This is a genomic window from Mycobacterium sp. E3251, assembly GCF_001666835.1.
In the GTDB taxonomy this organism is placed as follows: domain Bacteria; phylum Actinomycetota; class Actinomycetes; order Mycobacteriales; family Mycobacteriaceae; genus Mycobacterium.
Window position 1 is genome coordinate 1 of sequence record NZ_LZJF01000188.1, and the last position, 26,516, is coordinate 26,516.

At 69.7% G+C, this 26,516-nt stretch carries 28 protein-coding genes and 1 pseudogene; 16 read left to right on the forward strand and 13 right to left on the reverse strand.

The features are described 5' to 3' along the window. Positions 1–503, reverse strand: a pseudogene (locus tag A5697_RS23110) (xanthine dehydrogenase family protein molybdopterin-binding subunit); the annotation flags it as partial. Between the two features lie 70 nt (positions 504–573). On the opposite strand from A5697_RS23110, the gene A5697_RS23115 reads away from it, so the two are divergent. After that, positions 574–1,134 (forward strand): NTP transferase domain-containing protein, encoded by a 561-nt coding sequence (locus tag A5697_RS23115; protein ID WP_068012163.1) that lies wholly within the window; start codon positions 574–576, stop codon positions 1,132–1,134. Here A5697_RS23115 and A5697_RS23120 read toward each other — a convergent pair. Then, on the reverse strand, positions 1,131–2,579 hold the full coding sequence (locus A5697_RS23120) for an amino acid permease (RefSeq protein ID WP_067950324.1): 1,449 nt from the start codon (positions 2,577–2,579) through the stop codon (positions 1,131–1,133). The two genes, A5697_RS23115 and A5697_RS23120, sit on opposite strands and share 4 nt — an antisense overlap. A gap of 238 nt (positions 2,580–2,817) precedes the next feature. Between A5697_RS23120 and dnaK the strand changes: the two genes are divergently transcribed. From dnaK to A5697_RS23140, 4 genes are read left to right on the forward strand one after another with little or no spacing between them, the layout of a single operon-like run. Then, positions 2,818–4,677, forward strand: coding sequence for a molecular chaperone DnaK (gene dnaK / locus A5697_RS23125; protein WP_067950279.1), 1,860 nt, complete (start codon positions 2,818–2,820; stop codon positions 4,675–4,677). Next, the gene (gene grpE / locus A5697_RS23130) at positions 4,674–5,306 is read left to right on the forward strand and encodes a nucleotide exchange factor GrpE (RefSeq protein ID WP_068012164.1); all 633 of its coding nucleotides are present in this window, start codon (positions 4,674–4,676) and stop codon (positions 5,304–5,306) included. Before dnaK ends, grpE begins: the two co-directional genes overlap by 4 nt. Positions 5,307–5,359: 53 nt before the next feature. After that, positions 5,360–6,538, forward strand: a complete 1,179-nt coding sequence (dnaJ, locus tag A5697_RS23135; RefSeq protein WP_067950282.1) for a molecular chaperone DnaJ — start codon at positions 5,360–5,362, stop codon at positions 6,536–6,538. After that, entirely contained in the window at positions 6,538–6,921 is a 384-nt protein-coding gene (locus A5697_RS23140; protein WP_067950284.1) for a heat shock protein transcriptional repressor HspR, read from the forward strand. The genes dnaJ and A5697_RS23140 overlap by 1 nt, the downstream gene beginning before the upstream one ends. Positions 6,922–6,924: 3 nt before the next feature. On the opposite strand, the gene A5697_RS23145 is transcribed toward A5697_RS23140, so the two are convergent. Both A5697_RS23145 and A5697_RS23150 read right to left on the reverse strand, forming a co-directional pair. Beyond that, positions 6,925–7,563, reverse strand: a complete 639-nt coding sequence (locus A5697_RS23145; protein ID WP_067950285.1) for a HEAT repeat domain-containing protein — start codon at positions 7,561–7,563, stop codon at positions 6,925–6,927. Then, complete coding sequence (locus A5697_RS23150; RefSeq protein ID WP_068012165.1) at positions 7,560–8,873, reverse strand: putative toxin; 1,314 nt, start codon at positions 8,871–8,873, stop codon at positions 7,560–7,562. The genes A5697_RS23145 and A5697_RS23150 overlap by 4 nt, the downstream gene beginning before the upstream one ends. A gap of 81 nt (positions 8,874–8,954) precedes the next feature. Here A5697_RS23150 and A5697_RS23155 point away from each other — a divergent pair, with 81 nt between their 5' ends. After that, positions 8,955–10,076 carry a hypothetical protein gene (locus A5697_RS23155; RefSeq protein ID WP_068012166.1) on the forward strand — a complete coding sequence of 374 codons (1,122 nt, stop codon included), beginning with the start codon at positions 8,955–8,957 and terminating at the stop codon, positions 10,074–10,076. On the opposite strand, the gene A5697_RS23160 is transcribed toward A5697_RS23155, so the two are convergent. After that, positions 10,051–10,341, reverse strand: coding sequence for a WXG100 family type VII secretion target (locus A5697_RS23160; RefSeq protein ID WP_156673420.1), 291 nt, complete (start codon positions 10,339–10,341; stop codon positions 10,051–10,053). The two genes, A5697_RS23155 and A5697_RS23160, sit on opposite strands and share 26 nt — an antisense overlap. Positions 10,342–10,343: 2 nt before the next feature. Continuing rightward, entirely contained in the window at positions 10,344–10,658 is a 315-nt protein-coding gene (locus tag A5697_RS23165; protein ID WP_068012168.1) for a WXG100 family type VII secretion target, read from the reverse strand. 23 nt (positions 10,659–10,681) lie between these two features. Between A5697_RS23165 and A5697_RS23170 the strand changes: the two genes are divergently transcribed. Beyond that, complete coding sequence (locus A5697_RS23170; RefSeq protein ID WP_068012169.1) at positions 10,682–11,116, forward strand: hypothetical protein; 435 nt, start codon at positions 10,682–10,684, stop codon at positions 11,114–11,116. A gap of 3 nt (positions 11,117–11,119) precedes the next feature. On the opposite strand, the gene A5697_RS23175 is transcribed toward A5697_RS23170, so the two are convergent. Genes A5697_RS23175 through A5697_RS23190 form a run of 4 tightly spaced genes read right to left on the reverse strand, consistent with a single transcriptional unit; the run spans position 11,120 to position 14,558 of the window. After that, the gene (locus tag A5697_RS23175; RefSeq protein ID WP_067950297.1) at positions 11,120–11,467 is read right to left on the reverse strand and encodes a YbaB/EbfC family nucleoid-associated protein; all 348 of its coding nucleotides are present in this window, start codon (positions 11,465–11,467) and stop codon (positions 11,120–11,122) included. 9 nt (positions 11,468–11,476) lie between these two features. Then, positions 11,477–12,379 carry an aldose 1-epimerase gene (locus A5697_RS23180; protein WP_068012170.1) on the reverse strand — a complete coding sequence of 301 codons (903 nt, stop codon included), beginning with the start codon at positions 12,377–12,379 and terminating at the stop codon, positions 11,477–11,479. A 2-nt stretch (positions 12,380–12,381) separates the two neighbouring features. Then, a complete protein-coding gene (locus A5697_RS23185) occupies positions 12,382–13,554 on the reverse strand; it encodes an FAD-binding oxidoreductase (protein ID WP_068012171.1) in 1,173 nt (390 codons plus the stop codon). An 11-nt stretch (positions 13,555–13,565) separates the two neighbouring features. After that, positions 13,566–14,558: an ABC transporter permease gene (locus A5697_RS23190; RefSeq protein ID WP_068012172.1), complete on the reverse strand. Its 993-nt coding sequence runs from the start codon at positions 14,556–14,558 to the stop codon at positions 13,566–13,568. Positions 14,559–14,656: 98 nt separating this feature from the next. On the opposite strand from A5697_RS23190, the gene A5697_RS23195 reads away from it, so the two are divergent. Then, the gene (locus tag A5697_RS23195) at positions 14,657–15,310 is read left to right on the forward strand and encodes a TetR family transcriptional regulator (RefSeq protein ID WP_082953554.1); all 654 of its coding nucleotides are present in this window, start codon (positions 14,657–14,659) and stop codon (positions 15,308–15,310) included. A 6-nt stretch (positions 15,311–15,316) separates the two neighbouring features. Here A5697_RS23195 and A5697_RS23200 read toward each other — a convergent pair whose 3' ends face one another. Further along, positions 15,317–15,742 (reverse strand): DUF3060 domain-containing protein, encoded by a 426-nt coding sequence (locus tag A5697_RS23200; protein ID WP_068012174.1) that lies wholly within the window; start codon positions 15,740–15,742, stop codon positions 15,317–15,319. 125 nt (positions 15,743–15,867) lie between these two features. Here A5697_RS23200 and clpB point away from each other — a divergent pair, with 125 nt between their 5' ends. The 8 genes from clpB (at position 15,868) to A5697_RS23240 (ending at position 24,330) form a co-directional block, all read left to right on the forward strand. Beyond that, entirely contained in the window at positions 15,868–18,414 is a 2,547-nt protein-coding gene (clpB, locus tag A5697_RS23205; RefSeq protein ID WP_067950309.1) for an ATP-dependent chaperone ClpB, read from the forward strand. 110 nt (positions 18,415–18,524) lie between these two features. Further along, a complete protein-coding gene (ttfA, locus tag A5697_RS23210) occupies positions 18,525–19,385 on the forward strand; it encodes a trehalose monomycolate transport factor TtfA (RefSeq protein ID WP_067950311.1) in 861 nt (286 codons plus the stop codon). Positions 19,386–19,439: 54 nt separating this feature from the next. Continuing rightward, the gene (locus A5697_RS23215) at positions 19,440–20,213 is read left to right on the forward strand and encodes an SDR family oxidoreductase (RefSeq protein WP_068012175.1); all 774 of its coding nucleotides are present in this window, start codon (positions 19,440–19,442) and stop codon (positions 20,211–20,213) included. Further along, positions 20,200–20,748, forward strand: a complete 549-nt coding sequence (pyrE, locus tag A5697_RS23220) for an orotate phosphoribosyltransferase (RefSeq protein WP_068012202.1) — start codon at positions 20,200–20,202, stop codon at positions 20,746–20,748. The genes A5697_RS23215 and pyrE overlap by 14 nt, the downstream gene beginning before the upstream one ends. A gap of 1 nt (position 20,749) precedes the next feature. Then, positions 20,750–21,658, forward strand: coding sequence for a hypothetical protein (locus A5697_RS23225; RefSeq protein WP_068012176.1), 909 nt, complete (start codon positions 20,750–20,752; stop codon positions 21,656–21,658). Then, positions 21,655–22,299 carry an RNA methyltransferase gene (locus A5697_RS23230; RefSeq protein ID WP_068012203.1) on the forward strand — a complete coding sequence of 215 codons (645 nt, stop codon included), beginning with the start codon at positions 21,655–21,657 and terminating at the stop codon, positions 22,297–22,299. The genes A5697_RS23225 and A5697_RS23230 overlap by 4 nt, the downstream gene beginning before the upstream one ends. A 185-nt stretch (positions 22,300–22,484) precedes the next feature. Further along, positions 22,485–23,627 (forward strand): XdhC family protein, encoded by a 1,143-nt coding sequence (locus tag A5697_RS23235; RefSeq protein ID WP_197501092.1) that lies wholly within the window; start codon positions 22,485–22,487, stop codon positions 23,625–23,627. A 55-nt stretch (positions 23,628–23,682) separates the two neighbouring features. Further along, positions 23,683–24,330, forward strand: a complete 648-nt coding sequence (locus tag A5697_RS23240; RefSeq protein WP_068012177.1) for an SRPBCC family protein — start codon at positions 23,683–23,685, stop codon at positions 24,328–24,330. On the opposite strand, the gene eutC is transcribed toward A5697_RS23240, so the two are convergent. Together eutC and A5697_RS23250 are read right to left on the reverse strand one after the other, a co-directional pair. Beyond that, a complete protein-coding gene (eutC, locus tag A5697_RS23245) occupies positions 24,327–25,085 on the reverse strand; it encodes an ethanolamine ammonia-lyase subunit EutC (RefSeq protein ID WP_068012178.1) in 759 nt (252 codons plus the stop codon). The genes A5697_RS23240 and eutC overlap by 4 nt on opposite strands. Further along, entirely contained in the window at positions 25,085–26,491 is a 1,407-nt protein-coding gene (locus A5697_RS23250) for an ethanolamine ammonia-lyase subunit EutB (protein WP_068012179.1), read from the reverse strand. The genes eutC and A5697_RS23250 overlap by 1 nt, the downstream gene beginning before the upstream one ends. Between the last annotated feature and the right edge of the window lie 25 nt (positions 26,492–26,516).

A 26,516-nucleotide genomic window follows, 5' to 3' on the forward strand; every position in this document is an offset into this window, starting at 1 on the left:
ACGTTGTTCGGATAGGCCTCGTGCACCAGCACGTCGGAGTCCTGGGCCCGGGTGAAGTCGCTGACCGCGGGCAGCGGCTCGTAGTCCACGTCGACGAGCTCCAGCGCGTCCTCGGCGACATAGCGGCTCTCGGCGACGATGAGCGCGACGGGGTCGCCGACGAACTTGGCCTCGCCCTCGGCCAGCGGCGGTCGCGGGGTGTCCGGCATGTCCTTCCCGGCGACCGCGTGCCAAGCCTCTTTCACGTCCGGGTTGAGGTCGTCGGCGGTGAACACCGCGCGCACGCCGGGCAGCGCCAGCGCGGCCGAGGCGTCGATGCCGTTGATGCGCGCCCGCGCGAACGGGCTGCGCACGAAGCAGGCGTGCAACATGCCCGGCCGCGAGATGTCGTCGACGAAGCTGCCGCGGCCGGTCAGCAGCCGGCCGTCTTCCACCCGCTGGACGCGGGTACCGGCGTACCGGGGCGCCGGGGCGACGGCGTGCCCTTGTACGTCCTGACTCATGACTCTCCATCCGATGCCGGTGCATAGCGAAGTTATCGCTTTGGGAGAAGTGCAATGTCATCATAGGAGAGTGGGGTTACCGGAGTCGACCCGTCCACCACACAGCGTCGGAGTCCTGCTGGCCGCGGGCGCCGGGCGGCGCTACGGCAAGCCGAAGGTGTTGGTCGAGGGCTGGCTGGGCACCGCGGTCGACGCGCTGCGCGCCGGGGGCTGCGCCGGCGTCGTCGTCGTGCTGGGCGCCGCGCGGGTCCCCGCCCCGGCCGGGGCGGTCGCGGTCACCGCGGCGCGGTGGCAGGACGGCTTGAGCGCCTCGGTGCGCACCGGCCTCGAGCAGGCCGGCCGCATGGGCGCGGAGTACGCCGTGCTGCACGTCGTCGACACCCCCGACGTCGGTCCCGCCGTGGTGGCGCGGGTGCTCGGCCGCGCCATCGCGTCCCCCGCCGGCCTGGCGCGCGCGGTGTTCGGTGGCCGCCCGGGCCATCCGGTGGTGATCGCGCGCCGGCACTGGCCCGACGTCCTCGCCCGCATCTCCGGCGACCGCGGCGCCGGGGCGTACCTGCGCACCCGGGACGACGTCGAGGTCGTCGACTGCGCGGACCTCGCCGGCGGTCAGGACATCGACGAGCCCTAGGCCGCCGCGGTTGGGTCGGCGGCCGGCAGCGCGGCGTCTTGGGCGGCGGCCCGCACCCGATGGCGGACCAGATACCAGCCGCCGATCAGCCCCGGGATGCCGACGGCCATCGCGCCGAGCAACCACGGGCCCTGGACCTTGTCCAACAACATCAGGACCAGTACGCCGGCCAGGAAGGCCAGCGTGAGGTAGCCGCTATAGGGCGCCAGCGGCATCCGGAACTGCGGCCGTTGCACCGTGCCGGCGCGGGACAGCCGGTAGAACCGCAGCTGACTGGCCACGATCGTGCCCCAGGCCACCACGACGCCCACCGCGGCGATGTGGAGCACGATTTCGAACGCCTGGCTCGGTTTGACGGCGTTGAGCACGATGCCCAGGAGGCCGACGACGGCGGTGAGCAGGATCCCGCCGTACGGCACGCCGTTCTTCGTCATCGGCGCGGTGAACTTAGGGCCGCTGCCGTTCATCGCCATCGACCGCAGGATGCGGCCGGTGGAGTACAGCCCGGCGTTCAGGCTGGACAGCGCCGCGGTGAGCACGACGAGGTTCATCACGCTGCCCGCCCCGCCGAAGCCCACCTTGGAGAAGAACGTGACGAACGGGCTCACGTGGTCCCGGTAGGCGGTGTGGGGCAGCAGCAGCGCCAGCAGGACCGTCGACCCGATATAGAAGACGGCGATGCGAAACACCACGGAGTTGATCGCGCGCGGCATGATCTTGTGCGGATTCGCGGTCTCGCCGGCGGCGATGCCGACGAGTTCGACGGCGGCGTAGGCGAACACCACCCCTGAGGTGACGAGCACCAGGGGCAGCAGGCCGGCCGGCAGGAGTCCGCCATGGCTGTCCCAGAGCGCCACGCCGGGGTCGTGACCGTCGACCTTGAATCGGCCGATCAGGAAGACGGTGCCGATGACCAGGAACGTCACCAGCGCGAGCACCTTGATCAGTGAGGCCCAGAATTCGAGCTCGCCGAACAGCTTGACCGAGATCAGGTTCATGGCCAGCACCATGACCAACGCGATCAACGCCAGCGTCCACTGCGGGACGGCCTGGAACGTCGTCCAGTAGTGGCAGTAGTGCGCGATCGCGGTGGTGTCCACGATCCCGGTCATCGCCCAGTTGACGAAGTACAGCCAGCCCGCGGCGAATGCGGCCTTCTCGCCGAAGAATTCGCGGGCATAGGAGACGAAGGATCCCGACGACGGGCGGTAGAGCACGAGCTCGCCGAGCGCGCGCAGGATGAGGAACACGAAGATGCCGCAGATTCCGTACACCAGGAACAGCCCCGGCCCCGCCGACGCGAGCCTTCCGCCGGCGCCCAGGAAGAGGCCCGTTCCGATGGCCCCGCCCAGGCCGATCATCTGTACCTGACGGTTGGTGAGCCCCTTGTGATAGCCCGCGTCTTCGCGGGTGAGCCGCGCGGCGGCGCTGTCGAGCTGTGCCATCAAGCTCCTGCCGGGGTGGCTCCAGGGAAGCTCAGGTTAACCCATCGGCGGGCCGGCGGGCTCGCTGCGCGGGACCCCGGGAACAAGACGGCGGCGTGCGCCGTTAGCATGATCGACAAGTTGAGCGAACCAGACTCAATGCTGGGTTGACACCCCGGTACCGCCGAGAGCAGTCTTGAGCGGGGTTCACTCAGCATAGTGGCACCAAGAAGGCTCTACTCAATCAGGAGGAATCACTATGGCTCGTGCGGTCGGTATCGACCTCGGGACCACCAACTCCGTCGTCGCAGTTCTCGAGGGCGGTGACCCCGTCGTCGTCGCCAACTCCGAGGGCTCACGGACGACGCCGTCCATCGTCGCGTTCGCGCGCAACGGCGAAGTGCTCGTCGGCCAGCCCGCCAAGAACCAGGCGGTGACGAACGTCGACCGCACCATCCGTTCGGTCAAGCGGCACATGGGCACCGACTGGTCCATCGAGATCGATGACAAGAAGTACACCGCGCAGGAGATCAGCGCGCGTGTGCTGATGAAGCTGAAGCGCGACGCGGAGGCGTACCTCGGTGAGGACATCACCGACGCCGTCATCACCGTGCCGGCGTACTTCAACGACGCCCAGCGCCAGGCGACCAAGGAGGCCGGCCAGATCGCCGGTCTGAACGTGCTGCGCATCGTCAACGAGCCCACCGCGGCCGCGTTGGCCTACGGCTTGGACAAGGGCGAGAAGGAACAGACCATCCTGGTCTTCGACCTCGGCGGCGGCACGTTCGACGTCTCGTTGCTCGAGATCGGTGAGGGCGTGGTCGAGGTCCGCGCCACCAGTGGTGACAACCACCTCGGTGGGGACGACTGGGACGACCGGATCGTCAACTGGCTCGTCGACAAGTTCAAGGGCACCAGCGGCATCGACCTGACCAAGGACAAGATGGCGATGCAGCGGCTGCGTGAGGCGGCCGAGAAGGCCAAGATCGAGCTCTCGAGTTCGCAGAGCACCTCGATCAACCTGCCCTACATCACCGTCGACGCGGACAAGAACCCGCTGTTCCTCGACGAGCAGCTGACCCGCGCCGAATTCCAGCGCATCACCCAGGATCTGCTGGACCGCACCCGACAGCCCTTCCAGTCGGTGATCAAGGACGCCGGCATCTCGGTGTCCGAGATCGACCACGTGGTGCTGGTGGGTGGTTCCACCCGCATGCCCGCGGTGTCCGACCTGGTCAAGGAGATGACCGGCGGCAAGGAGCCCAACAAGGGCGTCAACCCCGACGAAGTTGTCGCGGTGGGAGCGGCTCTTCAGGCCGGTGTTTTGAAGGGTGAGGTGAAAGATGTTCTGCTGCTTGACGTTACGCCGCTGAGCCTGGGCATCGAGACCAAGGGTGGCGTGATGACCAAGCTCATCGAGCGCAACACCACGATCCCCACCAAGCGGTCGGAGACCTTCACCACGGCCGACGACAACCAGCCGTCGGTGCAGATCCAGGTCTATCAGGGTGAGCGCGAAATCGCTTCGCACAACAAGCTGCTCGGCTCCTTCGAGCTGACCGGCATCCCGCCGGCTCCGCGCGGCGTCCCGCAGATCGAGGTCACCTTCGACATCGACGCCAACGGCATCGTGCACGTCACGGCCAAGGACAAGGGCACCGGCAAGGAGAACACGATCAAAATCCAGGAGGGCTCCGGCCTGTCCAAGGAGGAGATCGACCGGATGATCAAGGACGCCGAGGCGCACGCCGAGGAGGACCGCCAGCGTCGCGAGGAGGCCGACGTCCGCAACCAGGCCGAGTCGCTGGTCTACCAGACGGAGAAGTTCGTCAAGGATCAGCGCGAGGCCGAGGGCGGGTCGAAGGTTCCCGAGGAGACGCTGTCCAAGGTCGACGCCGCCATCGCCGAGGCCAAGACGGCCCTGGGCGGCACCGACATCGGCGCGATCAAGGCGGCGATGGAGAAGCTGGGCCAGGAGTCCCAGGCGCTCGGACAGGCGATCTACGAGGCCACCCAGGCCGCGGGCGGCGCGGAGGCCGGTGCAGCCGGCGGAGCGTCGGGCTCGGCTGACGACGTCGTGGACGCGGAGGTGGTCGACGATGACCGGGAGTCCAAGTGACGGACGGCAATCAGGAACCGGTGACGGTCACCGACAAGCGGCGGATCGACCCCGAAACGGGTGAGGTGCGCCACGCCCCTCCCGGCCCAGAGCCGGGCGGGGACACGTCCGGTGGTGAGTTCTCGGGCGAAAGCCCCGAGGAGGCCGGCAAGGCCGCCGAATTGCTGGGCGACCTGCAACGGGTTCAGGCCGACTTCGCCAACTACCGCAAGCGCGCGCTGCGCGACCAGCAGGCCGCGGCGGACCGTGCCAAGGCCGCCGTCGTCAGCCAATTGCTGGGCGTGCTCGACGATCTCGAGCGGGCGCGCAAGCACGGTGACCTGGAGTCGGGCCCGCTGAAGTCGGTGGCCGACAAGCTGGACGGCGCTCTGACCGGACTCGGTCTGGTGGCGTTCGGCGAGGAAGGCGAGGACTTCGACCCGGTGTTGCACGAAGCCGTGCAGCACGAGGGCGACGGCGGCGACGGCTCCAAGCCGGTGATCGGCACGGTCATGCGGCAGGGCTACAAGCTCGGCGAGCAGGTGCTGCGGCACGCCCTGGTCGGCGTTGTCGACACGGTGCCGGACGAGGGCGCCGCGGCGGCCCCGCCGGCCGAATCGGACGATAACCCCGGCGCATCCGGTGAATAGACCACACAATCAGCACAACAACAGAACTCCAAAGGTGGAGGGGGTGACGCGACATGGCCCAGCGAGAATGGGTCGAAAAGGACTTCTACAAGGAGCTGGGCGTCTCCTCTGACGCCAGTCCCGAAGAGATCAAACGCGCTTACCGGAAGCTGGCCCGAGACCTGCATCCGGACGCCAACCCCGACAATCCCGCCGCCGGCGAGCGATTCAAGGCGGTGTCGGAAGCGCACAACGTGTTGTCGGATCCGGCGAAGCGTAAGGAGTACGACGAAACCCGCCGCCTGTTCGCGGGCGGCGGCTTCGGCGGCCGCCGGTTCGACACCGGTGGTTTCGGCGGCTTCGGTGCTGGCGGTGACGGCGCCGAGTTCAACCTGAACGACCTGTTCGACGCCGCCGGCCGAAGCGGCGGCGCCAACATCGGTGACCTGTTCGGCGGCTTGTTCGGGCGGGGCGCCGGCGCCCGTCCCAGCCGGCCGCGGCGCGGCAACGACCTGGAGACCGAGACGCAGCTGGATTTCGTCGAGGCCGCCAAGGGCGTGGCAATGCCGCTGCGGCTGACCAGCCCGGCGCCGTGCACCAACTGCCACGGCAGCGGGGCGCGGCCGGGCACCAGCCCGAAGGTGTGCCCGACCTGCAACGGTTCCGGCGTGATCAACCGCAACCAGGGCGCGTTCGGATTCTCCGAGCCCTGCACCGATTGCCGGGGCAGCGGCTCGATCATCGAGCACCCCTGTGACGAGTGCAAGGGCACCGGGGTCACCACCCGCACCCGCACCATCAACGTGCGCATCCCGCCCGGCGTCGAGGACGGGCAACGCATCCGGCTGCCCGGGCAGGGCGAGGCCGGGCTGCGCGGAGCGCCGTCGGGCGACCTGTACGTGACCGTACATGTGCGGCCGGACAAGGTGTTTGGCCGCGACGGCGACGACCTCACCGTGACCGTTCCGGTCAGCTTCGCCGAGTTAGCCTTGGGCTCAACCATTTCGGTGCCCACGCTGGACGGCAAGGTGGGCGTCCGGGTGCCGAAGGGGACCTCCGACGGCCGCATCCTGCGGGTGCGCGGGCGCGGTGTCCCCAAGCGCAGCGGCGGCAACGGGGATCTGCTCGTCACCGTGAAGGTCGCTGTGCCGCCGAACTTGGAGGGCGCCGCGGCTGAGGCGCTGGAGGCGTACGCGGCCGCCGAGCGTGCCAGCGGGTTTGACCCGCGCGCGGGATGGGCAGGTAATCGCTGATGGCCAAGAATTCACGAGACGAATCTCGGACGTTCCTGATCTCGGTCGCCGCCGAGCTGGCCGGCATGCACGCCCAGACTCTGCGTACCTACGATCGCCTCGGCCTGGTCAGCCCGCAACGCACTTCCGGTGGGGGACGGCGTTATTCGGAGCATGACGTCAACCTCTTGCGTGAAGTGCAGCGGCTGTCCCAGGACGAGGGGGTCAACCTGGCCGGCATCAAGCGCATCATCGAACTGACCAATCACGTCGAGGCGCTGCAGGCGCGGGTGAAGGAGTTGACCGAGGAACTGGCGCAGGTGCGCGCCGGTCAGCGCCGCGACCTGGCGGTGGTGCCCAAGAGCACCGCCGTGGTGGTGTGGCAACCGCGCAGGGGGCGTTAGGCTTCAGTCCTCGGGCAGTTTGTCGAGGGTCTTGCGGGCTTCCTTGCGGAAGATCTCGTGCTCGTTGTCGAGGTATTCGGCGACGGCGTCGCGCACACCGGTGGCGCGCTGGCGCACCAGCGCCTTCATGGCCGGGATGCGGGTTGCCGGGTTGGGAAGTTGGCTCACCGCAAGCTTTTTGGCTTCCTCGGTCTTGATTTGGCCTAGCCATTCCACCAACACCGATTTGGTGGGAAAGTCCCGCTCGGAGCGAATCAGGGCGGCGATACGCGGGAAGTCGGAGCGCTCGCAGATTTTGGCCAGCGCGAACCCGGCGGCTTCGAGCTCTTCGTTGCACAGTGCCGGTTCGATCGCGAACTGGTGAAACAGAACATCAATGGCGGCGCGATTGCCTTTGGCGTGCTTGGTGATTAGGTTGCGGATCAGACTGACCCGCCAGCCACGCCGTTCGTCACCGGGCGGAATGCGTTCGTCCAGATGTTGCAGCCAGTCCACCATGATGGGCACCGCCTGCGGATAGTCATTGGGCGAATTAAGCAATTCGACGACGGTGTCTTCCGGTATGCCGGCCGCATCCAGCTCTTGTTTCATCGCGCGCCAATATTCCGGCCAGGTGTCGGGGTCGTCGCCGTACTTGCTCATGACAGGTTTATGCTTCGGTCGATCTCTATGCTCAGCCCCGGATATTCCCCTCGCAAAGTCTCCTCCACACTGCCAACATTGGTGCGGCCCTTGTCCACCACGATGACCAACGTATAGCCGTTGTCCCGCGCCCACTGTGCCATGTCCCGGATCTGCCGCGTCGCGTCCAGCTTCTGCACATTCTTCACCTCACGCACTACCCGGTTCACCGGGTCGATTTCATCCGGAATTCGTGTCCGGAGCGCACCCGTCTTCGGGTCGGTCACCTGGATCGGTACCTTGGCGTCTTGGTCGATCCCGGCAAGCTGTTCGGCGCGGCGCCCCTTGAGGCGGTTGTCGTTGACCCGTTGCGCCGGAGTCGGATCCACCCGTCGCGGCACCAGAGTGAGCAGCGTCTTCACCGCGGGCAAAGCGGTGTTCATGGCGGTGGCGGCCGACGTCAGGTCCGTCATCGAGGCGGTGGCCGTGGTCCTCAGCGCCGCGTTGAGCCCGTTGATCTGGGTGACCGCCGTCGCGATGAACGTCCGCTTGATGGCCTCGGTGATGAGGTGCAGTTGCGGCGGATAACCGTCGAGGATCTTGACGATCAGGTCGAGATGGCGCACGACGAAGGCCATGTCGTCCTTGACCGACTTGAGCTTGTCCCCGTAGTCCTTGGCCGCGCGCGACAGATCCCCGCACGCGCCGGCGATGTCGGTGCTGACGCCGCGCGCCTCGTTGAGCCGGTCGACCACGAAGGCGATCTCCGCCGCCTCGACATCGACGATGAGCCGCTGCTCCTCCGGCCCGGGCTCGTCGTCGATGTGCACCAGGTCGTGCCCGAACGTCTCCCACGCCGACCCGACCGCCTGCACCCGGTCCGGGTGCCCGTCGGGCCAGCCGTCGGTGATCTGACCGCGCACCAGGTCCCAGTGCGGCGGTTCCGGATCGCCGCCCCCGGCGACGGAGCCGACGTCGACCGCCGCGTCGATGTAGGTACCGGCGGACTGTCCCGGCGGGGTGATCGGCGCGCCGAAGGCGTCGCGCTGGTTGAGGGTGGACGCCTCTTCGGTCTCGTCGTGATTGATGCCGTCCTGGCGCAGCAGGGTGCCAAGGTTGTCGAAGACGTTGACCAGCCGGAAGGCCACCTGGCCGGCCTCGTCGGCCGCGGCGTCGAAGGCCGTCGCCCACTGCGGGCCCACCCCGTGGGTGCCGGCGGCGTTGGCCGCATGCACCCCGGCAAGCTTGCGCAACGCGGCGGCGGCGTGGTCGCTGTTCTCCTTGTAGGCAGCGGCCGCGTCGTAGAACAATTCCGGATCGACGTCCGTCACTCCCCGCCCCGCTCTCCCACCGGCGAACCGATTCTATGGCAGCCTGGGATTTCGCGTTTACACCCGGAAAGGGGCCACCTCATGTCGTATGACCTGACGGTCTACGCGGCCGGCAACGTCGACGACGAGGAATTGGAGGCGATCGTCGAATCCGTCCCCGGGCTGTCGATCGGGGACAGCGGGGACGGCGAGGTCACCGTGGTGGGCGGCAAAGACGACACCTATGCATTCACCGTGTTCGGGCCCCACGAAATCGAGCCCGAGGATGTGCCCGACGACGTCGTGCCCTACCTTCTCGAGCCGGCCATCAGCTGGCAGATCAGCGTGGAGGGCAGCGATCCGGCCGAGGTCCGGCCGGCCCGGCGGTTCGCCAAGGCGTTGGCCGTCGCCGCGGGGGGAGTGGCGGTCGACGAACAGACCGAGGACATCCTCGGTGCCCGAGGGGCTCGCAAGGTCAGCCGACCCAACAGCGAGTTGATCCGAGTCCTCAAGCTTGATTGGTACTCGCCGGTGTCGGCGCCCAACGCCCCGACGCTCTGGCTCGAACTCGCGAGAAAGCTCCTCCCCGAGGCCCTTCCGCGCCGCTTCGGCGAATCGGACCCGCTGCGTTACCGACTAGACCGCGACGGTGACGCCCGGTTCGTGGACGTCTATTCCGATGTGGCGCGGTTCAAGGCGACGTTCCCCTGCCTCGAGGGCGGGCTCTTCCCGAAACAGTGGGGCGGTGTCTGCGTCGACACTCTGTGGATTGTGGCCGAGCCGCTGGACGACCCGCGCTGGCGAAACTCCGTGCGCCGGTTCTTCGTCGAGTTCGCCCGCCGGCGCGGCAGCGTGCTGGCCACCGGCGAGGTGCTGCGCAACCACAAGCTCTCCGGGCCGACCGACGTCAACAAGGACGTCAGCGGCCTGTTGCGCGGGGCAGAGGGGATACTCGGTCTACCGTCCCACCCGATCTGGTGGATCTGGTTCGGCACCGACTACCTGCCGATCGTCCGCGAATATCTGCCTTCCGAGGGCACCACGTTCTACGACGAGGGGGCGCATTTCGCCGCCACCGACGAGCCCACGGACCGTGGCCAGCTCGCGGCGTTGCCCGATCCGTTCCCGAAAAGCCTTCGGGTCGGCGAGATTCCGCCGGAATATGGGCCGCCGAACAGCCCGACCAATACGCCGGCCGCTATCCGCCCCACATCGCGGTGTTGACCTCGGCGTTGTGGGTGTAGTTGCGGTGGGCGATGTGCGCGTTGAGGTGCATGTCGAACACCAACTCGCTCGCCTCGTCCGCCCAGCGCTGCCAGTGCTGCACCCGCTCGAGAAAGACGTCGAACCCCACGCCCTCCCACGTGCCCTGTAGGCCCTGCAAATCCTTGGCCACGTCGGACAGGCGCTCCTTCATCGTCAGGCAGAACTGGCGCATCGCGTCGGCCGCGTCCACCAGCTCGGCCTCGTTGACGGTGCGTCGGGCCATGATCACACCCCCGGGGGTTTGAGGGCTCGAAAGGTGTTGGCCCCGTTGGTTTCCATGTGCGCGTAGGCATTGGCGGCCGCCGACAGCGATTCCCCGATCCAGCGCAGGTCGGCGAGCATGGCTTCGCATTCTTCGTCGATCTCCGACCAGACGTTGAGGTATGCCGTGGCCGCCTGCCCCGTCCAGGTGCGGCGAAGGTCGCCCATCTGCGTCCCCAATTTGCGCCGCAGCCCTTCGATCTCGTCAGCCGCGCCGGTGGTGTCCTTGGATGCGCGGGTCAGCTCGGCACAGTAGACGCGCAACTCGTTGGCCCCCATGGTGAGCAGGCTACTCTCGGCGCATGGGTTGGCGCGACACAGTGACGGAACAGGCGCAGGCGGACCTTGACGGCCTGGTCGACGCCGCGGTCAACTTCGCGGCCGAGCGCATCGCTGAGGCGGGCGAGTTCCTGCCGTTCGCGCTGGCCGTGTCCGTTCACGGTCAGCGCCAGGCCATCCAGCCGAACTACCCGCGCGGCCGGGATCTACAGGTGGCCGAGCAGCTCGCCGCCCAGTGGCGCGCGCTCATCGAGGTGAAGGACTCGCTGCGTACCGCAGTGGTGGCTGTGAACGTGACGCTGACCGAACAGCACCGGGACGGCATCGAGCTCACCGCCGAGCACCGCGAGGGCGTGGCGATCGGAATGATCTTCCCCTACACACTGGACGCGGACGGCCGGTTGGCGCTGGAGTCGCCGTCCGCTCACCGTGCGGAGCGCCGCGTCTGGGTCGCGTGAGCGCTACGTCGGCGGCGGCAGGTCCCTGAGCTTCGCCAGCGCGTCGGCGACTCGGCTCTCCAGGTCGACAATGTCCTCGTCCGCCCACTCGTCTGCGAATTCGGTTGCCTCGCCTATTGCTTCGTTGATTCGCCTGGTCACCTCCTGGGCGCCCAGGGCCAGTATCCCGGGATCGATGACCAGGCCGGTCAGGCGCAGATGGCCGTTCATGGTCACCTCGACCGTGCCGGTCTGGTCGCTGACCACGATCGCCACCCGCTGCATCCGCCGGACCTGTTCGTCGAGAAGCGCTATGACCGCCTGGAACTGCTCGATCATTCGCCCGATCTGCGGGTGGGCCGGGTCGGACATGACGAATCCCTATGTGTGAATAGAGAATTGAGTTACGGCCGGCTCGCCCGGCCGCGCGCAGCGGTAGCCGCCGCGGCGCAGCGCGTCGGTCGGCGCGGTCATCGGCTCGAAGCAGACGATTCGTTTCGCGGGATCGTCGCCGGTGGGCGCGAAGATCTGGGTAGCGGGGTAGCCGCGGTCGAAGTGCACCTCGATGCGGCGCCCGCCGCCCGAGACCGCGAACACCGCGCCGTCGGGCACCTCGTCGTAGGCGTCGTCGAATGCCTTGTCTCCCAAAGGCTCCGCGAGCGCCCCCTGGGGCTCGGATTCGCCGGTGGGCAGCCCGACCTCGTCGAGCCGCAGGTGCCGCAGCGGGGGCGTCTCGATCACCCACTCGGCCCTCGGCACGTCGGGCAGCTGCAGGTAGGGGTGAAAGCCGAAGCACAGCGGGACGGCGCGAGATCCGGTGGCGGTCACCGTGGTGCGCACCGTCAGCGTCCGCTCGGCCAGCCGCACCGCCATCGTCAGCATATGCGGATACGGGAAGCTGGCCAGCAATTCCGGGTCGGCGCCGAAGTCCAACTCGGCCACCAATTCATCGGCCGACTCGGCGGTCACCCGCCAGCCCGGGTAGGCGGCCAGCACGCCGTGGATCGGCAGCCCGTTGGGATCGGCACGGACACGGTGTTCGCCGGGCGTCAGCGTCGCCGTCACGCCTTGTGCGGTATAGCTGTTGGCCCCCAGCCGGTTTGCCCAGGGATACAGGATCGGGATCCCCATCGTCTTGCCGTCGGCCACGTAGGCGTCCAGCCCGCGCCGTTGCCCGAGCAGCTCCACGCCGGCATCGCTCAGCGAGGTGCCGATCATGCCCGCCTCGGGCACGAACTCCGCGGCCACCGGCGACGCCGGGTCGCGCAGGGTGACGACGCGCATGCTTACCTCCACAGTGGGTCGTGCTGAATATGTTCCGGCGGAGCGCCTTTGGCGATCAGGGCGGCCTTGGTGGCCCGCACCATCGCCGGTCCGCCGCAGATCAGGATCTGCCGATCGCCCCACCCGCCGTACTTGGTGACCACGTCGGGGAGCCGACCGGTCTGCCGCACGTGCAGGCCGCGCGGCGGGGTGCAGTCGGGATAGTCGGCGGCCCACGCCGGGTCGGCGCTGTACTCCGAGACCGGCGAGACCGACAGCCACGGATTGTGCGACGCCACCTGCCACAGCGTCGGCAGGTCGTAGAGCTCGCAGCGGTAGCGGGCGCCGAAGAAGAGGTGCACCCGCGGGTTCACCGCGAACCGGCACAGGTCCATGATCAGCGCCCGCAGCGGCGCCAGGCCGGTGCTGCCGGCGACCATCAGCACGTCGCCGCCGTCCCGGTCGACCCGCAGGCCGCCGTGCGGGCTGGACATCCGCCACCGGTCGCCGGGCCGGGTCTCGTTGACGATGGCGGTGCTGACCAGGCCGCCGGGCACCACCCGGACGTGGAACTCGATGCCGCCGCCCGGGTCCGCCGGGATGGCGGGCGACAGGTACCGCCAGCGGCGCGGGCACTGCGGGACGTGCACGTTGACGTACTGGCCGGCGTGATAGTCCATCGGGCGGTCGAGCTGCAGCCGGACGACCGCAAGGTCGCGGGAGACCCGCATGTGCTCGATGACCGTGCCGTCCCACCAGGCGGGCCCCTCCTCGGCGTCCGCGGCGCCGCGCATCACCCCGATGATCAGGTTGAGCGACTGGTCGGCCGCCTCGTTGACGGCGTCGGTCCAGGCGTCGCCGAGGTAGGTCCGCAACGTCGACAGCAACGCGCGGCGCAGCGTGTCGTAATGCTGCGGCAGCACACCGTATTTGCGGTGGTCCCGGCCGAGCTGAGCCAGAAAGGCGACCGGTTCCTGGGCGCGCTGGGCGACGAGTTCGCCGTACACCCAGTGCAGCGCGTGGGCGAAAGCGGCCCGCTGCCCGCCCATTTCGGGCGGGAACAGGTCGCGCACCGACACGTCGAGGCCGAACCAGTGGGTGTAGAACCGGCGGACCAGTTCGTTGCCGGGACCCGACTCCTCCTGCGCGAAGGCGTCGCGCAGCACCCGCAATGCTTCGGTGTCCTCGAGCCCCACGGGGCCCGATTCTAGGCTCGCCGCGCGCCGGCAATCCCGATCAGCACGGCCGCGACGGCCACCCAGCAGCACAAGACCAGGCTGGCGGTCGTCGCCCCGGCGCCGGAGAAGTACGCCGTCGAACGCAGCAGTGTGGCGTTTGCCCCCTGCGGCAACAGTTGACCCAGCGTGCCCCACCCCGACGGCAGCATCTCCGGGGCGCTCATCAGGCCGGACAGCGGGTTGCCCAGCAGCATCGCCACCGCCACCGCGCCACTCAGGCCAACCCGGCCGAACAGCGAGCCCAGCGCCAGCGTCGGCAGCGCCATCGCCAGCGTGCCCAGGGTGAGTCCGGCGGTCACGCCCCAGAAATTATGGTCGACCGACCCGAGGACATAACGCAGCAGCACGGCGATCGTCACCGCGGCGCTGGCCGAAAATGCCGTTGCGACGGCGCAATTCAGCCACGGCCGGCGGGGGAAGGCCAGCAGCAGCACGATGGCGGGCAGGATTCCGGCCAGGGTGATCGGCAGCGCGGAGGCGGCCAGGCCGGCGCCGCGCGGATCGTCGGCGGGCAGCGGGGCCAGGTCTTCGGTGCGCAACGGCGCGCCGGTGCGTTGCGCGACGCGGTCGCCGATCTGGGTCAGCAGTTGGGCCACGGCCGGGCTCGCCCCGGACGCGAGCAGCAGGGTGGGGCCGTGGGGGGTCACCACCAGGCCGCCGTAGCCGTCGCGGTTGCGGATCGCCGACCGCAGCGCGGCCTCGTCCGGGTACGTGGTCACGGCGAAGCCGCCCGGGGCGGCGGTGTCCAGCTGGCTGCTGATCAGTCCGGTCACGAAACCGGGGCCCACCAGACCAATCGGTATGTGGTGCGGCTTGGAGCGCGCCGCCGGCAGCGCGAAGGCGACGCAGATGATGGCCACCGCGACCGTCATCGCCGCGACGATGCCGGTGGCGCGGAACAAGGGTTGTGGCGGGCGGCGGTGAACGGGCCGGCCGTGCTGGGGGAGCGACTGAGTGATCATGCGCGGCACCTTTTTCATCGATAGATGAAATATGACGTCCGCAGCGTATCCGTGCCGTTCGATATTTTCAACAGACAATGAAATGATACCGTCGTCGTATGCCGTCACCAGTCACTTCCCCGGCCGGCGCCCGTAAGCGCAGGGGCCGCCGCCAGGGCGGGCCCGTGTCGAAGGACGCGGTGCTCCGCGCGGCCAAGCGGCGGTTCGCCGCCCAGGGCTTCGAGAAGACGACGCTGCGTCAGATCGCCGACGACGCCCACGTGGACGCCGCGATGGTGCTGTATCTGTTTGGTTCCAAGGCCGAGCTGTTCCGTGAGTCGATGCGGCTGGTCGTGGACGGTGAGGTGCTGGTCGCCGCGATGACCGGCGGCCCGCCCGGCGACGTCGGCGTCCGGTTGGTGCGGGCCTACCTGCAGATCTGGGAGGAGCCGGAGACCGGCCCGACCATGGTCGCGATGCTGCACTCGGCGATGCTGAACCCCGACGCGTACGAGGCCTTTCGCGATTTCATGCGCGGTTACGTGATGACCGCCATCTCCGGCGTCCTGGGCGAGGGGCCCGACACGATCCTGCGGGCCAACCTCGCGGGCACGAACCTGGTCGGCACCGCGTTGTTCCGCTACGTGATGAAGGTGGGTCCGCTCGCCGACCTCAGCACCGAAGAGGTGGTCGGGCTGATCGCACCCAGCGTGCAGCGCTACCTCACCGCGGACGCGGACGAGCTCGGCCTGCCGGCCGGCTATCGCCCGTGACCCGGCTCAGCCCTGCTTGACGGTGTTGGTCGTCCCGGCGTTGACGACGTTCGGTGAGCCCCAGTGGAATATGACCGCGTTGCCGGTCCCGGAGGTGCTCACTGCGTCCGCGCTGTCGACCGCGACGCGGTTGCCGTGGCCGGAGACGCTCACGCTCGTGCAGTGCCCGGTGACGGTGACGGTGTTGGTCTGGCCGCTGACCGACAGGTAGCCACCCTGGCAGCGGATGGTCTTCGAGGTGCCCGCCCCGTTGACCTGCAGCGTGCCCGAGTCCGGGACGGTCGCCGACGGGCCGGCCCCGCCGAGGTCGGTGCGGAACCCGGCTACGGCGAGCCCCGCCAGCGCCAGCCCGCTGACAACGATGGCCAGCCTGAAGGTGCCGCGCACGCGGCGCGCGTCGGCCTGCTTCCGGTGTGGTTCGGTCTGCGTCATCGCCAGGTGGGTACCCCGTGCACCATATTGCCCAAAACTCGCTAGAGTTGAGCGGAACACACTCAACCTTGACGGCGTTGAACAACGCGACAAGCATTTTCCCTACTTATGCGAACGGAGGCGTCGTGGACTCTTTCAACCCGACAACCAAGACGCAAGCGGCGCTGACCTCGGCGCTCCAGGCGGCCTCGGCCGCCGGTAACCCGGAGATCCGCCCCGCGCACCTGCTGATGGCCCTGCTCACACAGGCCGACGGGATCGCGGGACCGCTGCTGGAGGCTGTCGGCGTCCCGCCCGCGACCATTCGCACCGAGGCCGAGCACCTGGTGGAACGGTTGCCGCAGGCCAGCGGCGCCAGCTCGCAGCCGCAGCTGTCGCGCGAATCGCTGGCCGCCATCACCACCGCCCAGCAACTGGCCACCGAGATGGACGACGAGTACGTCTCGACCGAACACCTGATGGTCGGCCTGGCCACCGGTGATTCCGACGTCGCCAAGCTGCTGACCGGCCACGGCGCATCGCCGCAGGCGTTGCGCGACGGCTTCGTCAAGGTCCGCGGCAGCGCCCGCGTCACCAGCCCCGAGCCGGAGGCCACCTACCAGGCGCTGGAGAAGTACTCGACCGACCTGACCGCCCGCGCGCGCGAAGGCAAGCTCGACCCGGTCATCGGGCGGGACAACGAGATCCGCCGCGTCGTGCAGGTTTTGAGCCGCCGCACCAAGAACAACCCGGTGCTGATCGGCGAGCCCGGCGTCGGCAAGACCGCGATCGTGGAGGGCCTGGCCCAGCGGATCGTGGCCGGCGACGTGCCGGAGAGCCTGCGCGACAAGACCGTCATCAGCCTGGACCTCGGCTCGATGGTGGCCGGCGCCAAGTACCGCGGCGAGTTCGAGGAGCGGCTCAAGGCCGTCCTCGACGACATCAAGAACTCCGCCGGGCAGATCATCACGTTCATCGACGAGCTGCACACGATCGTCGGGGCCGGCGCGACCGGCGAGGGCGCGATGGACGCCGGCAACATGATCAAGCCGATGCTGGCCCGCGGCGAGCTGCGCCTGGTCGGCGCGACCACGCTCGACGAGTACCGCAAGTACATCGAGAAGGACGCCGCGCTGGAGCGGCGCTTCCAGCAGGTGCTGGTGGGAGAGCCGTCGGTGGAGGACACCGTCGGCATCCTGCGCGGGCTGAAGGACCGCTACGAGGTGCACCACGGTGTGCGCATCACCGACTCGGCCCTGGTGGCCGCGGCCACGCTGTCCGATCGCTACATCACCGCCCGCTTCCTGCCGGACAAGGCCATCGACCTGGTCGACGAAGCCGCTTCGCGCCTGAAGATGGAGATCGACTCGCGGCCCGTCGAGATCGACGAGGTCGAGCGGCTGGTGCGCCGCCTCGAGATCGAGGAGATGGCGCTGGCCAAGGAGGAGGACGAGGCGTCCAAGGAGCGGCTGGAAAAGCTGCGCTCCGAGCTGGCCGACCAGAAGGAGAAGCTGGCCGAGCTGACCACCCGCTGGCAGAACGAGAAGAGCGCGATCGACGTCGTCCGCGAGCTCAAGGAGCAGCTCGAGGCGCTGCGCGGGGAGTCCGAGCGCGCCGAGCGCGACGGTGACCTGGCCAAGGCCGCCGAGCTGCGCTACGGGCGCATCCCCGAGGTCGAGAAGAAGCTCGACGCGGCGCTGCCGCACGCCGAGGCGCGCGAGAACGTGATGCTCAAGGAGGAGGTCGGACCCGACGACATCGCCGAGGTGGTGTCCGCGTGGACCGGCATTCCCGCCGGGCGGATGCTCGAGGGCGAGACCGCCAAGCTGCTGCGGATGGAGGACGAGCTGGGCAAGCGCGTCATCGGCCAGAAGCGGGCGGTGACGGCGGTGTCCGACGCGGTGCGGCGCAGCCGGGCCGGCGTCGCCGACCCCAACCGGCCGACCGGGTCGTTCATGTTCCTCGGGCCGACCGGTGTCGGTAAGACCGAGCTGGCCAAGGCGCTGGCGGAGTTCCTGTTCGACGACGAGCGCGCGATGGTGCGCATCGACATGAGCGAGTACGGCGAGAAGCACTCCGTCGCCCGGCTGGTCGGTGCGCCCCCGGGCTACATCGGCTACGACCAGGGCGGCCAGCTGACCGAGGCGGTGCGCCGCCGGCCGTACACGGTGATCCTCTTCGACGAGATCGAGAAGGCGCACCCGGACGTGTTCGACGTGCTGCTGCAGGTCCTCGACGAGGGCCGGCTCACCGACGGGCAGGGCCGCACGGTCGACTTCCGCAACACCATCCTGATCCTGACGTCCAACCTCGGGTCGGGCGGCAGCGAGGAGCAGGTGATGGCCGCGGTGCGCTCGGCGTTCAAGCCCGAGTTCATCAACCGGCTCGACGACGTGATCATCTTCCACGGCCTCGAGCCCGGCGAGCTGGTGTCGATCGTCGACATCCAGCTGGCCCAGCTGCAGAAGCGGCTGGCGCAGCGCCGCCTCACGCTGGAGGTGTCGCTCCCGGCCAAGCAGTGGCTCGCGCAGCGCGGGTTCGACCCGGTCTACGGCGCGCGGCCGCTGCGCCGGCTGGTGCAGCAGGCCATCGGCGACCAGCTGGCCAAGCAGCTGCTGGCCGGCGACGTGCACGACGGCGACACCGTGCCGGTGAACGTCAGCCCGGACGGCGACTCGCTGATCCTGGGCTGAGTCGGCGGCGATCGCGAGCGCGGCTACGCCGGGCTCGCGATCGCCATGTAATTGGGTTGTGACCAGCCGGACTTCTTTATTCCGGCGGAAATGCGGATACCCTGTGTGGGATGGTCCCCCTTTGGTTCACGCTGTCCGCGCTGTGCTTCGTCGGCGCGGGGGTGTTGCTGTACGTCGACCTCGATCGACGTCGCGGTCGCAGCCGGCGCCGCAGGTCGTGGGCGCGGTCGCACGGCTTCGACTACGAGCGGGAATCGGCCGACATCCTCAAGCGCTGGAAGCGCGGTGTGATCTCGACGGTCGGCGACATCGCCGCCGAGAACGTGGTGCTGGGCCAGATCCGCGGCGAGGCCGTCTACATCTTCGACCTCGAGGAAGTCGCCACCGTGATTGCGCTGCACCGCAAGGTGGGCACCAACGTCGTGGTGGACCTGCGGCTCAAGGGGCTGAAAGAGCCACGGGAGAGCGACATTTGGCTGCTGGGTGCGATCGGCCCGCGGATGGTGTACTCCACCAACCTGGACGCCGCCCGGCGCGCCTGCGACCGCCGCATGGTCACCTTCGCGCACACCGCACCGGACTGCGCCGAGATCATGTGGAACGAGCAGAACTGGACGCTGGTCGCCATGCCCATCACCAGCACCCGCACCCAGTGGGACGAGGGCCTGCGCACCGTGCGGCAGTTCAACGACCTGCTGCGGGTGCTGCCGCCGCTGCCGGAGGAAACCCCGCAGGAGGGTGGCGCGCCCGCGGGGCTGCGCAACGCGGCGCCGAGCCGCCCGCTGGCCCCCGCCGGCCGCGCGGAGCTGCCGCCCCGGCGCGCGCAGCAGGACGTCACGGGGCTGCTGGGTGACGCGCCCGGGCGCAGGCCGGCCGAGCCGATCCGCCGGGAGCAGCGCGGCTCGGACGCCGTTCGCCGCCCGCCGCCGACCGGGCGCAACGGCCACCAGGCCACCAACTATCAGCACTGACGGCGCGCTGGGCGCCGGGTGGGCGGCGCTGCCGCCGTCATTAGGATGTCGCTCATGCCTCGTCCTGTCGCCCTGATCACCGGGCCCACGTCCGGGATCGGCGCCGGCTTCGCGCGACGCTATGCGAGCGACGGCTACGACCTGGTCCTGGTCGCCCGCGACGTCGACCGGCTGCGCGAACTGGCCCGTGAGCTGGAGGGCCGGGCCGGCAACGTCGAGGTGCTGCCCGCCGACCTGGCCGACACCGCCGGTCGCGACAAGGTTTGCGCACGCCTCGCCCAGGGCGTCCGCGTCCTGGTGAACAACGCGGGCTTCGGCACCTCGGGCGATTTCTGGGCCACCGATCCCGCGCTGCTGCAATCGCAGCTCGACGTCAACGTCACCGCGGTCATGCACCTCACCCGCGCGGCCCTGCCGGCCATGCTCGACGCGGGCGCCGGCACCGTCATCAACATCGCCAGCGTCGCCGGCCTGGTGCCGGGACGCGGGTCGACCTACTCGGCCTCCAAGGCGTGGGTGATCTCCTTCAGCGAGGGCCTGTCCGTGGGCCTGCAGGGGACCGGGGTGGGGGTGCACGCCGTGTGTCCGGGCTACGTGCGCACCGAGTTTCACGCCCGCGCCGGGATCGACATGGCCAAGTCGCCGTCGTTCATGTGGCTCGAGGTCGACGACGTGGTGAACCAGAGCCTCGCCGACATTGCGCGCGGCAAGGTGATCAGCATTCCGGGCCTGCAATACAAGGCGATCATCGCCGCCGAGCGGATGATCCCGCGGACGCTGATGCGGGCCGTGACCAAGCGAATCGGGGGTGGCCGTGGCCGAACCTGATTCGTCATTGCGTAAGGAGCTGGCCGAGCTGGTGCGCCGGCTGTCGGTGGTGCACGGCCGGGTCACGCTGTCGTCGGGCAAGGAGGCCGACTACTACGTCGACCTGCGCCGCGCCACCCTGCACCACCGGGCCTCGGCCCTGATCGGCACGCTGATGCGCGACCTCACCAGCGACTGGGACTACGACGTGGTCGGCGGGCTGACGCTGGGCGCCGACCCGGTCGCCACGGCCGTCATGCACGCGCCGGGCCGCCCGATCGACGCGTTCGTGGTGCGCAAGTCCGCGAAAACCCATGGGCTGCAACGCCTTATCGAGGGGTCGGAGGTCGCCGGTAAGCGGGTGCTGGTCGTCGAGGACACCAGCACCACGGGCGGGTCGGCGCTGACCGCGGTGCGCGCCGTCCAAGAGGCGGGCGGAAAGGTGGTCGGCGTGGCCACGGTCGTGGACCGGTCCACCGGCGCCGCCGAGGCCATCGAGGCCGAGGGCCTGCCGTATCGCAGCGTGCTGGGCCTTGCCGATCTGGGGCTGGCCTAGGTTGCGTCGCTGGGCGCACCTCCTCGCGATAGCGGCCTGCGCGCTGGCCCCGCTGACGGGTTGCTCGGGGCCCAGCCAACCGGTCCGGCCCTACGGCGCCCAGGGCGCGCGGTTCGGGGAGTCGCTTTCGCTGCTGGGCTGGAACATGGCGGTGTCGAACCTGCGCTGGGACGGCGACTACGTGCTCATCGACGTCGACGCCTCCGCGGCGGACCCGCACGCGCCGCGCGCCAAGGCCGAGGACATCCGGTTCGGCCTCTACGGCGCGCTGTCGCACCCGATGGAGTCCAACGGTCTGGGCAGTTGCGACCGCCCGACCGGCAAGGCGCCCGATGTCCACTCGCCGCTGTCGGCGCCCGGCGACCGGCTGACCGGCACGGTTTGCCTTGGGCCGCTGAAGGATCGGAGTCAGGTCCGCGGTGTGTACGGCTACTCGCCGCGCGACCGGATCCCGAACACCTCGGCGGCTTACCCGGCCGCCTTCCCGGTGGGGCTGATGCCCACCAACGCCAATGACACCGGCCTGGCGGTCAAGACCACCAGCCTGTCGGCCTGGCGCGCCGACGGCGCCCCGGTGACCAAGGCGCAGCTCGGCGACCCCGCGGCGTTCAACGGGAACGGCTACATGCTGCTGGGCCTGGAGGCCGACGGGCTGGCGGCCCGGTACCGCGACGACTCGGCCAAGCGCGGCGGGCCGCTGATGCTGCTCGCGTCGCCGACCCTGCCCGGCGCCGGACTGAACCCGGCCTGCGCGGCGTACGGCTCGTCGGTGTTGATCCTGCCCGACGCCTCGCTGGACGCGGTGCACGTCAGCGCGTCGCTGTGCACCCAGGGCGAGATCACCGAGGCATTGCTCTACGCGACGGTGGCCGTCGACGGCACCCACGCGGGTGTGTGGACGCCGCGATGACCGATCCCGGGCCGACCGAGTGGGGCGAATCTGCCGGGGGGGTCGGGCCGTGGGCGGGCGAGCTGCCCGACGACCCGCGGTATGACCCAGTCCTGTTGCGCGAGGGCGACACTCGCAACGTCGTCGACGCATACCGGTACTGGACGCGGGAGGCGATCATCGCCGACATCGATCGGCGGCGGCACCCGCTGCACGTGGCGATCGAGAACTTCGGGTACGACGCCAACATCGGCTCGGTGGTGCGCACCGCCAACTCCTTCGCCGTGCACACCGTGCACATCGTGGGTCGGCGGCGGTGGAATCGCCGCGGCGCCATGGTGACCGACCGCTATCAGCGGCTGTGCCACCACGACACCACCGCCGACCTGCTGGACTTCGCGGTGCGGGCCGGGTTGACGGTGGTCGCGGTGGACAACGTTCCGGGGGCGGCCCGGCTCGAGGAGGCCGCGCTGCCGCGCGAGTGCCTGCTGGTGTTCGGTCAGGAGGGGCCGGGCATCACCGACGACATCCGGGCGGGCGCGGCCACGACGGTGTCTATCGCCCAGTTCGGCTCGACCCGCAGCATCAACGCCGGCGTGGCCGCCGGAATCGCGATGCATGCCTGGATTCGACAGCACGCGGACCTGTCCCAGGCCTGGTAGCCGCCGCCCTCCACGCACACTCGCTACGGGTCCGCGACCCACATGCTCGCCTTCACATTTGATATCGCATGCGATATCAAAATCGGCGGGTCACATGCCATCCCGAATCTGGTGCTGCTGTGACGGGTGAGCCGCAAATGGGCCGAAGTCCAGCCGGGCCGCAGCCGTCAGCCTACGTTGGACGAGTGCGTGACGTGCTTGCCGAGCTGATGTCGATCTGGCACGCCGGCGACACCGCGGGGCTGGGGACGGTGGTGCGCACTTTCCGGTCCGCGCCCCGGCCGCCGGGGGCCGCGATGGTGGTGGCGCCGGACGGCTCGGTCACCGGGTCGGTGTCGGGTGGCTGCGTGGAGGGCGCGGTGTACGACCTCGCCACCGAGGCGACGAAAACCGGTGCCCCGCGGCTGGAACGCTACGGCGTCAGCGACGACGACGCCTTCGCGGTCGGCCTGACGTGCGGCGGCGTCATCGACGTCTTCGTCGAGCCGGTTTCACGCGCGTCGTTTCCCGAGCTCGGTGCGGTGGCCGACGACATCGCCGGGCGCCGCGCGGTGGCGACCGCGACCGTCATCGCACATCCGGACCCGGCCCGGGTCGGCCGGCGTCTCGTCATCCGGCCCGACGGCACGGCGGGATCGCTGGGTTCGGCGCGTGCCGACGCCGCGGTCGCCGACGATGCGCGCGGCCTGCTCGCGCTGGGCCGCAGCGAGGTCCTCGAGTACGGGCCCGACGGGCAGCGGCTCGGCGACGGCATGGAGGTCTTCGTGTCCAGCTATGCGCCGCCGCCGCGGATGCTGGTGTTCGGCGCGATCGACTTCGCGGCGGCGCTGGCGCGCCAGGGCTCGTTCCTCGGCTACCGGGTCACCGTGTGCGATGCCCGCCCAGTGTTCGCCACCCGGGCGCGCTTCCCGACGGCCGACGAGGTCGTCGTCGACTGGCCGCACCGCTATCTCGCCGCGCAGGCCGAGGCGGGCGCCGTCGACCGCCACACGGTGATCTGCGTGCTCACCCACGACCCGAAGTTCGACGTGCCGCTGCTCGAGGTGGCACTGCGCCTGCCCCAGGTCGGCTACGTCGGGGCGATGGGTTCGCGGCGCACCCACGACGACCGCCTGAACCGGCTCAAGGCCGCCGGTCTGACCGACGCCGAGCTGGGCCGGCTGTCCAGCCCCATCGGGCTGGACCTCGGCGCGCGCACCCCGGAGGAGACCGCGGTCTCGATCGCCGCCGACATCATCGCCAAGCGCTGGGGCGGCGGCGGCCGCCCGCTGGCCCAGATCGCCGGGCGCATCCACCACGACGCGGGGGACCCGACTCTACTTCCGTAGTGCCGCCCGTAGGCTGGGGCTCGACGCCGTCGTCGCACCCGAGAGGATCCCCGGCATGAAGATCGCCAACCAGTTCACCGTCAGCGCACCCATCGAGCGGGCCTGGGACGTGCTGAACGACCTCGAGCAGGTGATCCCGCTGATGCCCGGGGCGGCGCTGACCGGTCACGAGGGCGACGACTACCTGGGCAAGGTCAAGGTGAAGGTCGGGCCGGTCACCAGCGAGTTCAGCGGCAAGGTGCGTTTCGTCGAGCACGACCGGGGCCAGTACCGCGCGGTGATCGACGCCAAGGGCAAGGAGACGCGGGGGACCGGCAACGCGGCCGCCACGGTCACCGCCCAGCTCCACGAGGACGGCGAGCGCACCGGCGTCACCGTCGACACCGACCTCAAGATCGCGGGCAAGCTGGCCCAGTTCGGCAGTGGCATGCTGCAGCAGGTGTCGGAGAAGCTGCTGGGCCAGTTCGTGGAATCGCTCGAAGCCGAATTGGCCGCGCAGAGTGTGGCGGCGCCGGCCACGCCGGAGGGCCCCCCGCAGGTTGGAGCCGTCCCCGAGCCGCGACATGAGGCCCCCGCCGCGGAGCCCGAACCGATCGACCTGCTCGAACTCGCCGGCGGCGACCAGCTGAAGAAGTACGCGCCGCTGGTGCTGGCCGTGCTCGCCGGGCTGGTGCTGGGTTGGATCCTCGGCCGGCGGCGTTAGAGAGCCGTTTTAGCCGCCGACTGGCCGATTGCCGCTCGCGTCGTGTCCTTCAGGGCCACCCCCGAGCGGCCGAGTTGCCGGGCGCCGGCCACCAGCGCCGCCGCGACCGCCGCGGCCGTCGGATAGTCGAGGCCGTCGGGCGGATGGATGTTGGAGATGCAGTTGCGGTCGGCGTCGGTGAGCCCCGGCTTCGGCCGATGCGTCAGGTAGATGCCCAGGCTGTCGGCGACTGAGAGGCCCGGGCGCTCGCCGATGAGCACGAGAACCGTTGCGACGCCGAGGGCTTCACCGATGTGGTCGCCGAGCGCGACGCGCGCCTGGGTCGCGATGACCGGCGGCGCAATGCGGTAGCGGCCGTCGAATTCGCGGACCAGCGCCTCGACCATGCCCGCGGCATGATCGGTCAGGGCGCGCGGCGATAGCCCGTCGGCGAGGACAAAACCGATGTCCGCCTTGGTCTTTCGCAGATTCGACAGGTCGGCCGGGCTGCGGCCGAGATCGGGCCTGCGCAGGTACTCGGCGCGCGAGGCCGCCCGGCTGCACACCCGCAGCGGCTCGTCGACGCCTTCGACGTTCAAGCCGCGCAGCCGCCGGACGAGGCCGTCGACGTCGAGCGGTTCGTGGACGGCGTCGCGCGCCGCGGCGTGTGCGGCCTGAAATTCCAGGACGCGCCGCGTCGGCAGCGAGTTGCCCGCACGCCCGAGCCCGATGCGCGCCTGCGTGGTGGCGCGCAGGGGCGCCCAGATGTCGTCCATCAGCCGGCCGCCAGCGCCCGCAGCGGCGACGTGGCGAGGTCGACGGGCAGGATGCGGCCGTCGGCGTCGACCATGCCCAGACCGGCCAGCCACGCTTCGAATTCGGGTGCGGGCCGCAGCCCCAACGCTTTTCGCACGTACAGCGCGTCGTGAAACGACAGGCTCTGATAGCCGAGCATGACGTCGTCGGCGCCGGGAACCGTGATGACGAACGCGGTGCCCGCCGCGCCGAGCAGGGTCAGCAGCGTGTCCATGTCGTCCTGGTCGGCCTCGGCGTGGTTGGTGTAGCAGACGTCGACGCCCATCGGCAGGCCCAGCATCTTCCCGCAGAAGTTGTCTTCGAGCCCGGCGCGGATGATCTGCTTGCCGTCGTAGAGGTACTCGGGTCCGATGAATCCGACCACGGTGTCGATCAACAGCGGCTGCAGCGCCCGGGCCACCCCATAGGCCCGCGCCTCCAGCGTCTGCTGATCGACCGGCTGGTCACCCACACCGAGGTGGGCACCGGCCGACAGGGCCGCACCTTGCCCCGTCTCCAGATACATGACGTTGTCGCCGACGGTGCCGCGGCGCAGCGACCGGGCGGCCTCGTTGGCCTCCATCAGCATGCCGATGGAGGTCCCGAACGAGGAGTTGGCGCCCTCGGTGCCCGCGATCGACTGGAAGACCAGGTCGACGGGCGCGCCCCGGTCGATCAGCTCCATCGTGGTCGTGACGTGGCACAGCACGCAGGATTGGACGGGGATCGCGAACCGCTGGCGAATGTCGTCGAGCAGGTGCAACAGCTCCGAGGCGGCGTGCGGCGAGTCGGTCACCGGGTTGATGCCGATCACCGCGTCACCGCAGCCCATCAGCAGCCCGTCGAGCACGGCCGCCGCGATCCCGCGGGGGTCGTCGGTGGGATGGTTCGGCTGCAACCGGGTCGCCAGCGTGCCGGGCAATCCGATCGTGGTCCGGAAGGCCGCGGTGGCCGTCGCCGCGGCGGCAACCAGGATCAGGTCCTGGTTGCGCATGATCTTCGATACCGCGGCAACCATTTCCGGCGTCAACCCCGGGGAGATCGCGGCGATCCGCGCCGCGCCGTCGTCGCGGGACGCCGCGTCCAGCAGCCAGTCGCGGAATCCGCCCACCGTCAAGTCCGCGATCGGGCCGAAGGCCCCGGAGTCATGGCCGTCGATGATGAGCCGGGTGACTTCGTCGGTCTCGTACGGCACGACCACCTCGGTGAGGAACGTCGCCAGCGGTACGTCGGCCAGCACCCACGCGGCCGCCGCCCGTTCGGCGTCGGAGCCGGCCGCGCAACCCGCGAGCTGGTCGCCGGAGCGCAATGGCGTCGCCTTCGCCATCACGTCGACCAGGCCGGAGAAGGTGTGCGTGGTCCCCGAAATGGTTTGCCGATAGCGCATATTTCAGTATGAGGCAGGATCGGCG

Excerpts from the sequence above, each read along its gene's own strand:
- A5697_RS23120 (WP_067950324.1), bottom strand. The coding sequence starts at position 2,579 with ATGGCACAGCTCGACAGCGCCGCCGCGCGGCTCACCCGCGAAGACGCG.
- dnaK (WP_067950279.1), top strand. The coding sequence starts at position 2,818 with ATGGCTCGTGCGGTCGGTATCGACCTCGGGACCACCAACTCCGTCGTC.
- dnaJ (WP_067950282.1), top strand. The coding sequence starts at position 5,360 with ATGGCCCAGCGAGAATGGGTCGAAAAGGACTTCTACAAGGAGCTGGGC.
- A5697_RS23140 (WP_067950284.1), top strand. The coding sequence starts at position 6,538 with ATGGCCAAGAATTCACGAGACGAATCTCGGACGTTCCTGATCTCGGTC.
- A5697_RS23145 (WP_067950285.1), bottom strand. The coding sequence starts at position 7,563 with ATGAGCAAGTACGGCGACGACCCCGACACCTGGCCGGAATATTGGCGC.
- A5697_RS23155 (WP_068012166.1), top strand. The coding sequence starts at position 8,955 with ATGTCGTATGACCTGACGGTCTACGCGGCCGGCAACGTCGACGACGAG.
- A5697_RS23160 (WP_156673420.1), bottom strand. The coding sequence starts at position 10,341 with ATGGCCCGACGCACCGTCAACGAGGCCGAGCTGGTGGACGCGGCCGAC.
- A5697_RS23165 (WP_068012168.1), bottom strand. The coding sequence starts at position 10,658 with ATGGGGGCCAACGAGTTGCGCGTCTACTGTGCCGAGCTGACCCGCGCA.
- A5697_RS23170 (WP_068012169.1), top strand. The coding sequence starts at position 10,682 with ATGGGTTGGCGCGACACAGTGACGGAACAGGCGCAGGCGGACCTTGAC.
- A5697_RS23175 (WP_067950297.1), bottom strand. The coding sequence starts at position 11,467 with ATGTCCGACCCGGCCCACCCGCAGATCGGGCGAATGATCGAGCAGTTC.
- A5697_RS23180 (WP_068012170.1), bottom strand. The coding sequence starts at position 12,379 with ATGCGCGTCGTCACCCTGCGCGACCCGGCGTCGCCGGTGGCCGCGGAG.
- A5697_RS23190 (WP_068012172.1), bottom strand. The coding sequence starts at position 14,558 with ATGATCACTCAGTCGCTCCCCCAGCACGGCCGGCCCGTTCACCGCCGC.
- A5697_RS23195 (WP_082953554.1), top strand. The coding sequence starts at position 14,657 with ATGCCGTCACCAGTCACTTCCCCGGCCGGCGCCCGTAAGCGCAGGGGC.
- A5697_RS23200 (WP_068012174.1), bottom strand. The coding sequence starts at position 15,742 with ATGACGCAGACCGAACCACACCGGAAGCAGGCCGACGCGCGCCGCGTG.
- ttfA (WP_067950311.1), top strand. The coding sequence starts at position 18,525 with ATGGTCCCCCTTTGGTTCACGCTGTCCGCGCTGTGCTTCGTCGGCGCG.
- A5697_RS23215 (WP_068012175.1), top strand. The coding sequence starts at position 19,440 with ATGCCTCGTCCTGTCGCCCTGATCACCGGGCCCACGTCCGGGATCGGC.
- A5697_RS23230 (WP_068012203.1), top strand. The coding sequence starts at position 21,655 with ATGACCGATCCCGGGCCGACCGAGTGGGGCGAATCTGCCGGGGGGGTC.
- A5697_RS23240 (WP_068012177.1), top strand. The coding sequence starts at position 23,683 with ATGAAGATCGCCAACCAGTTCACCGTCAGCGCACCCATCGAGCGGGCC.
- eutC (WP_068012178.1), bottom strand. The coding sequence starts at position 25,085 with ATGGACGACATCTGGGCGCCCCTGCGCGCCACCACGCAGGCGCGCATC.
- A5697_RS23250 (WP_068012179.1), bottom strand. The coding sequence starts at position 26,491 with ATGCGCTATCGGCAAACCATTTCGGGGACCACGCACACCTTCTCCGGC.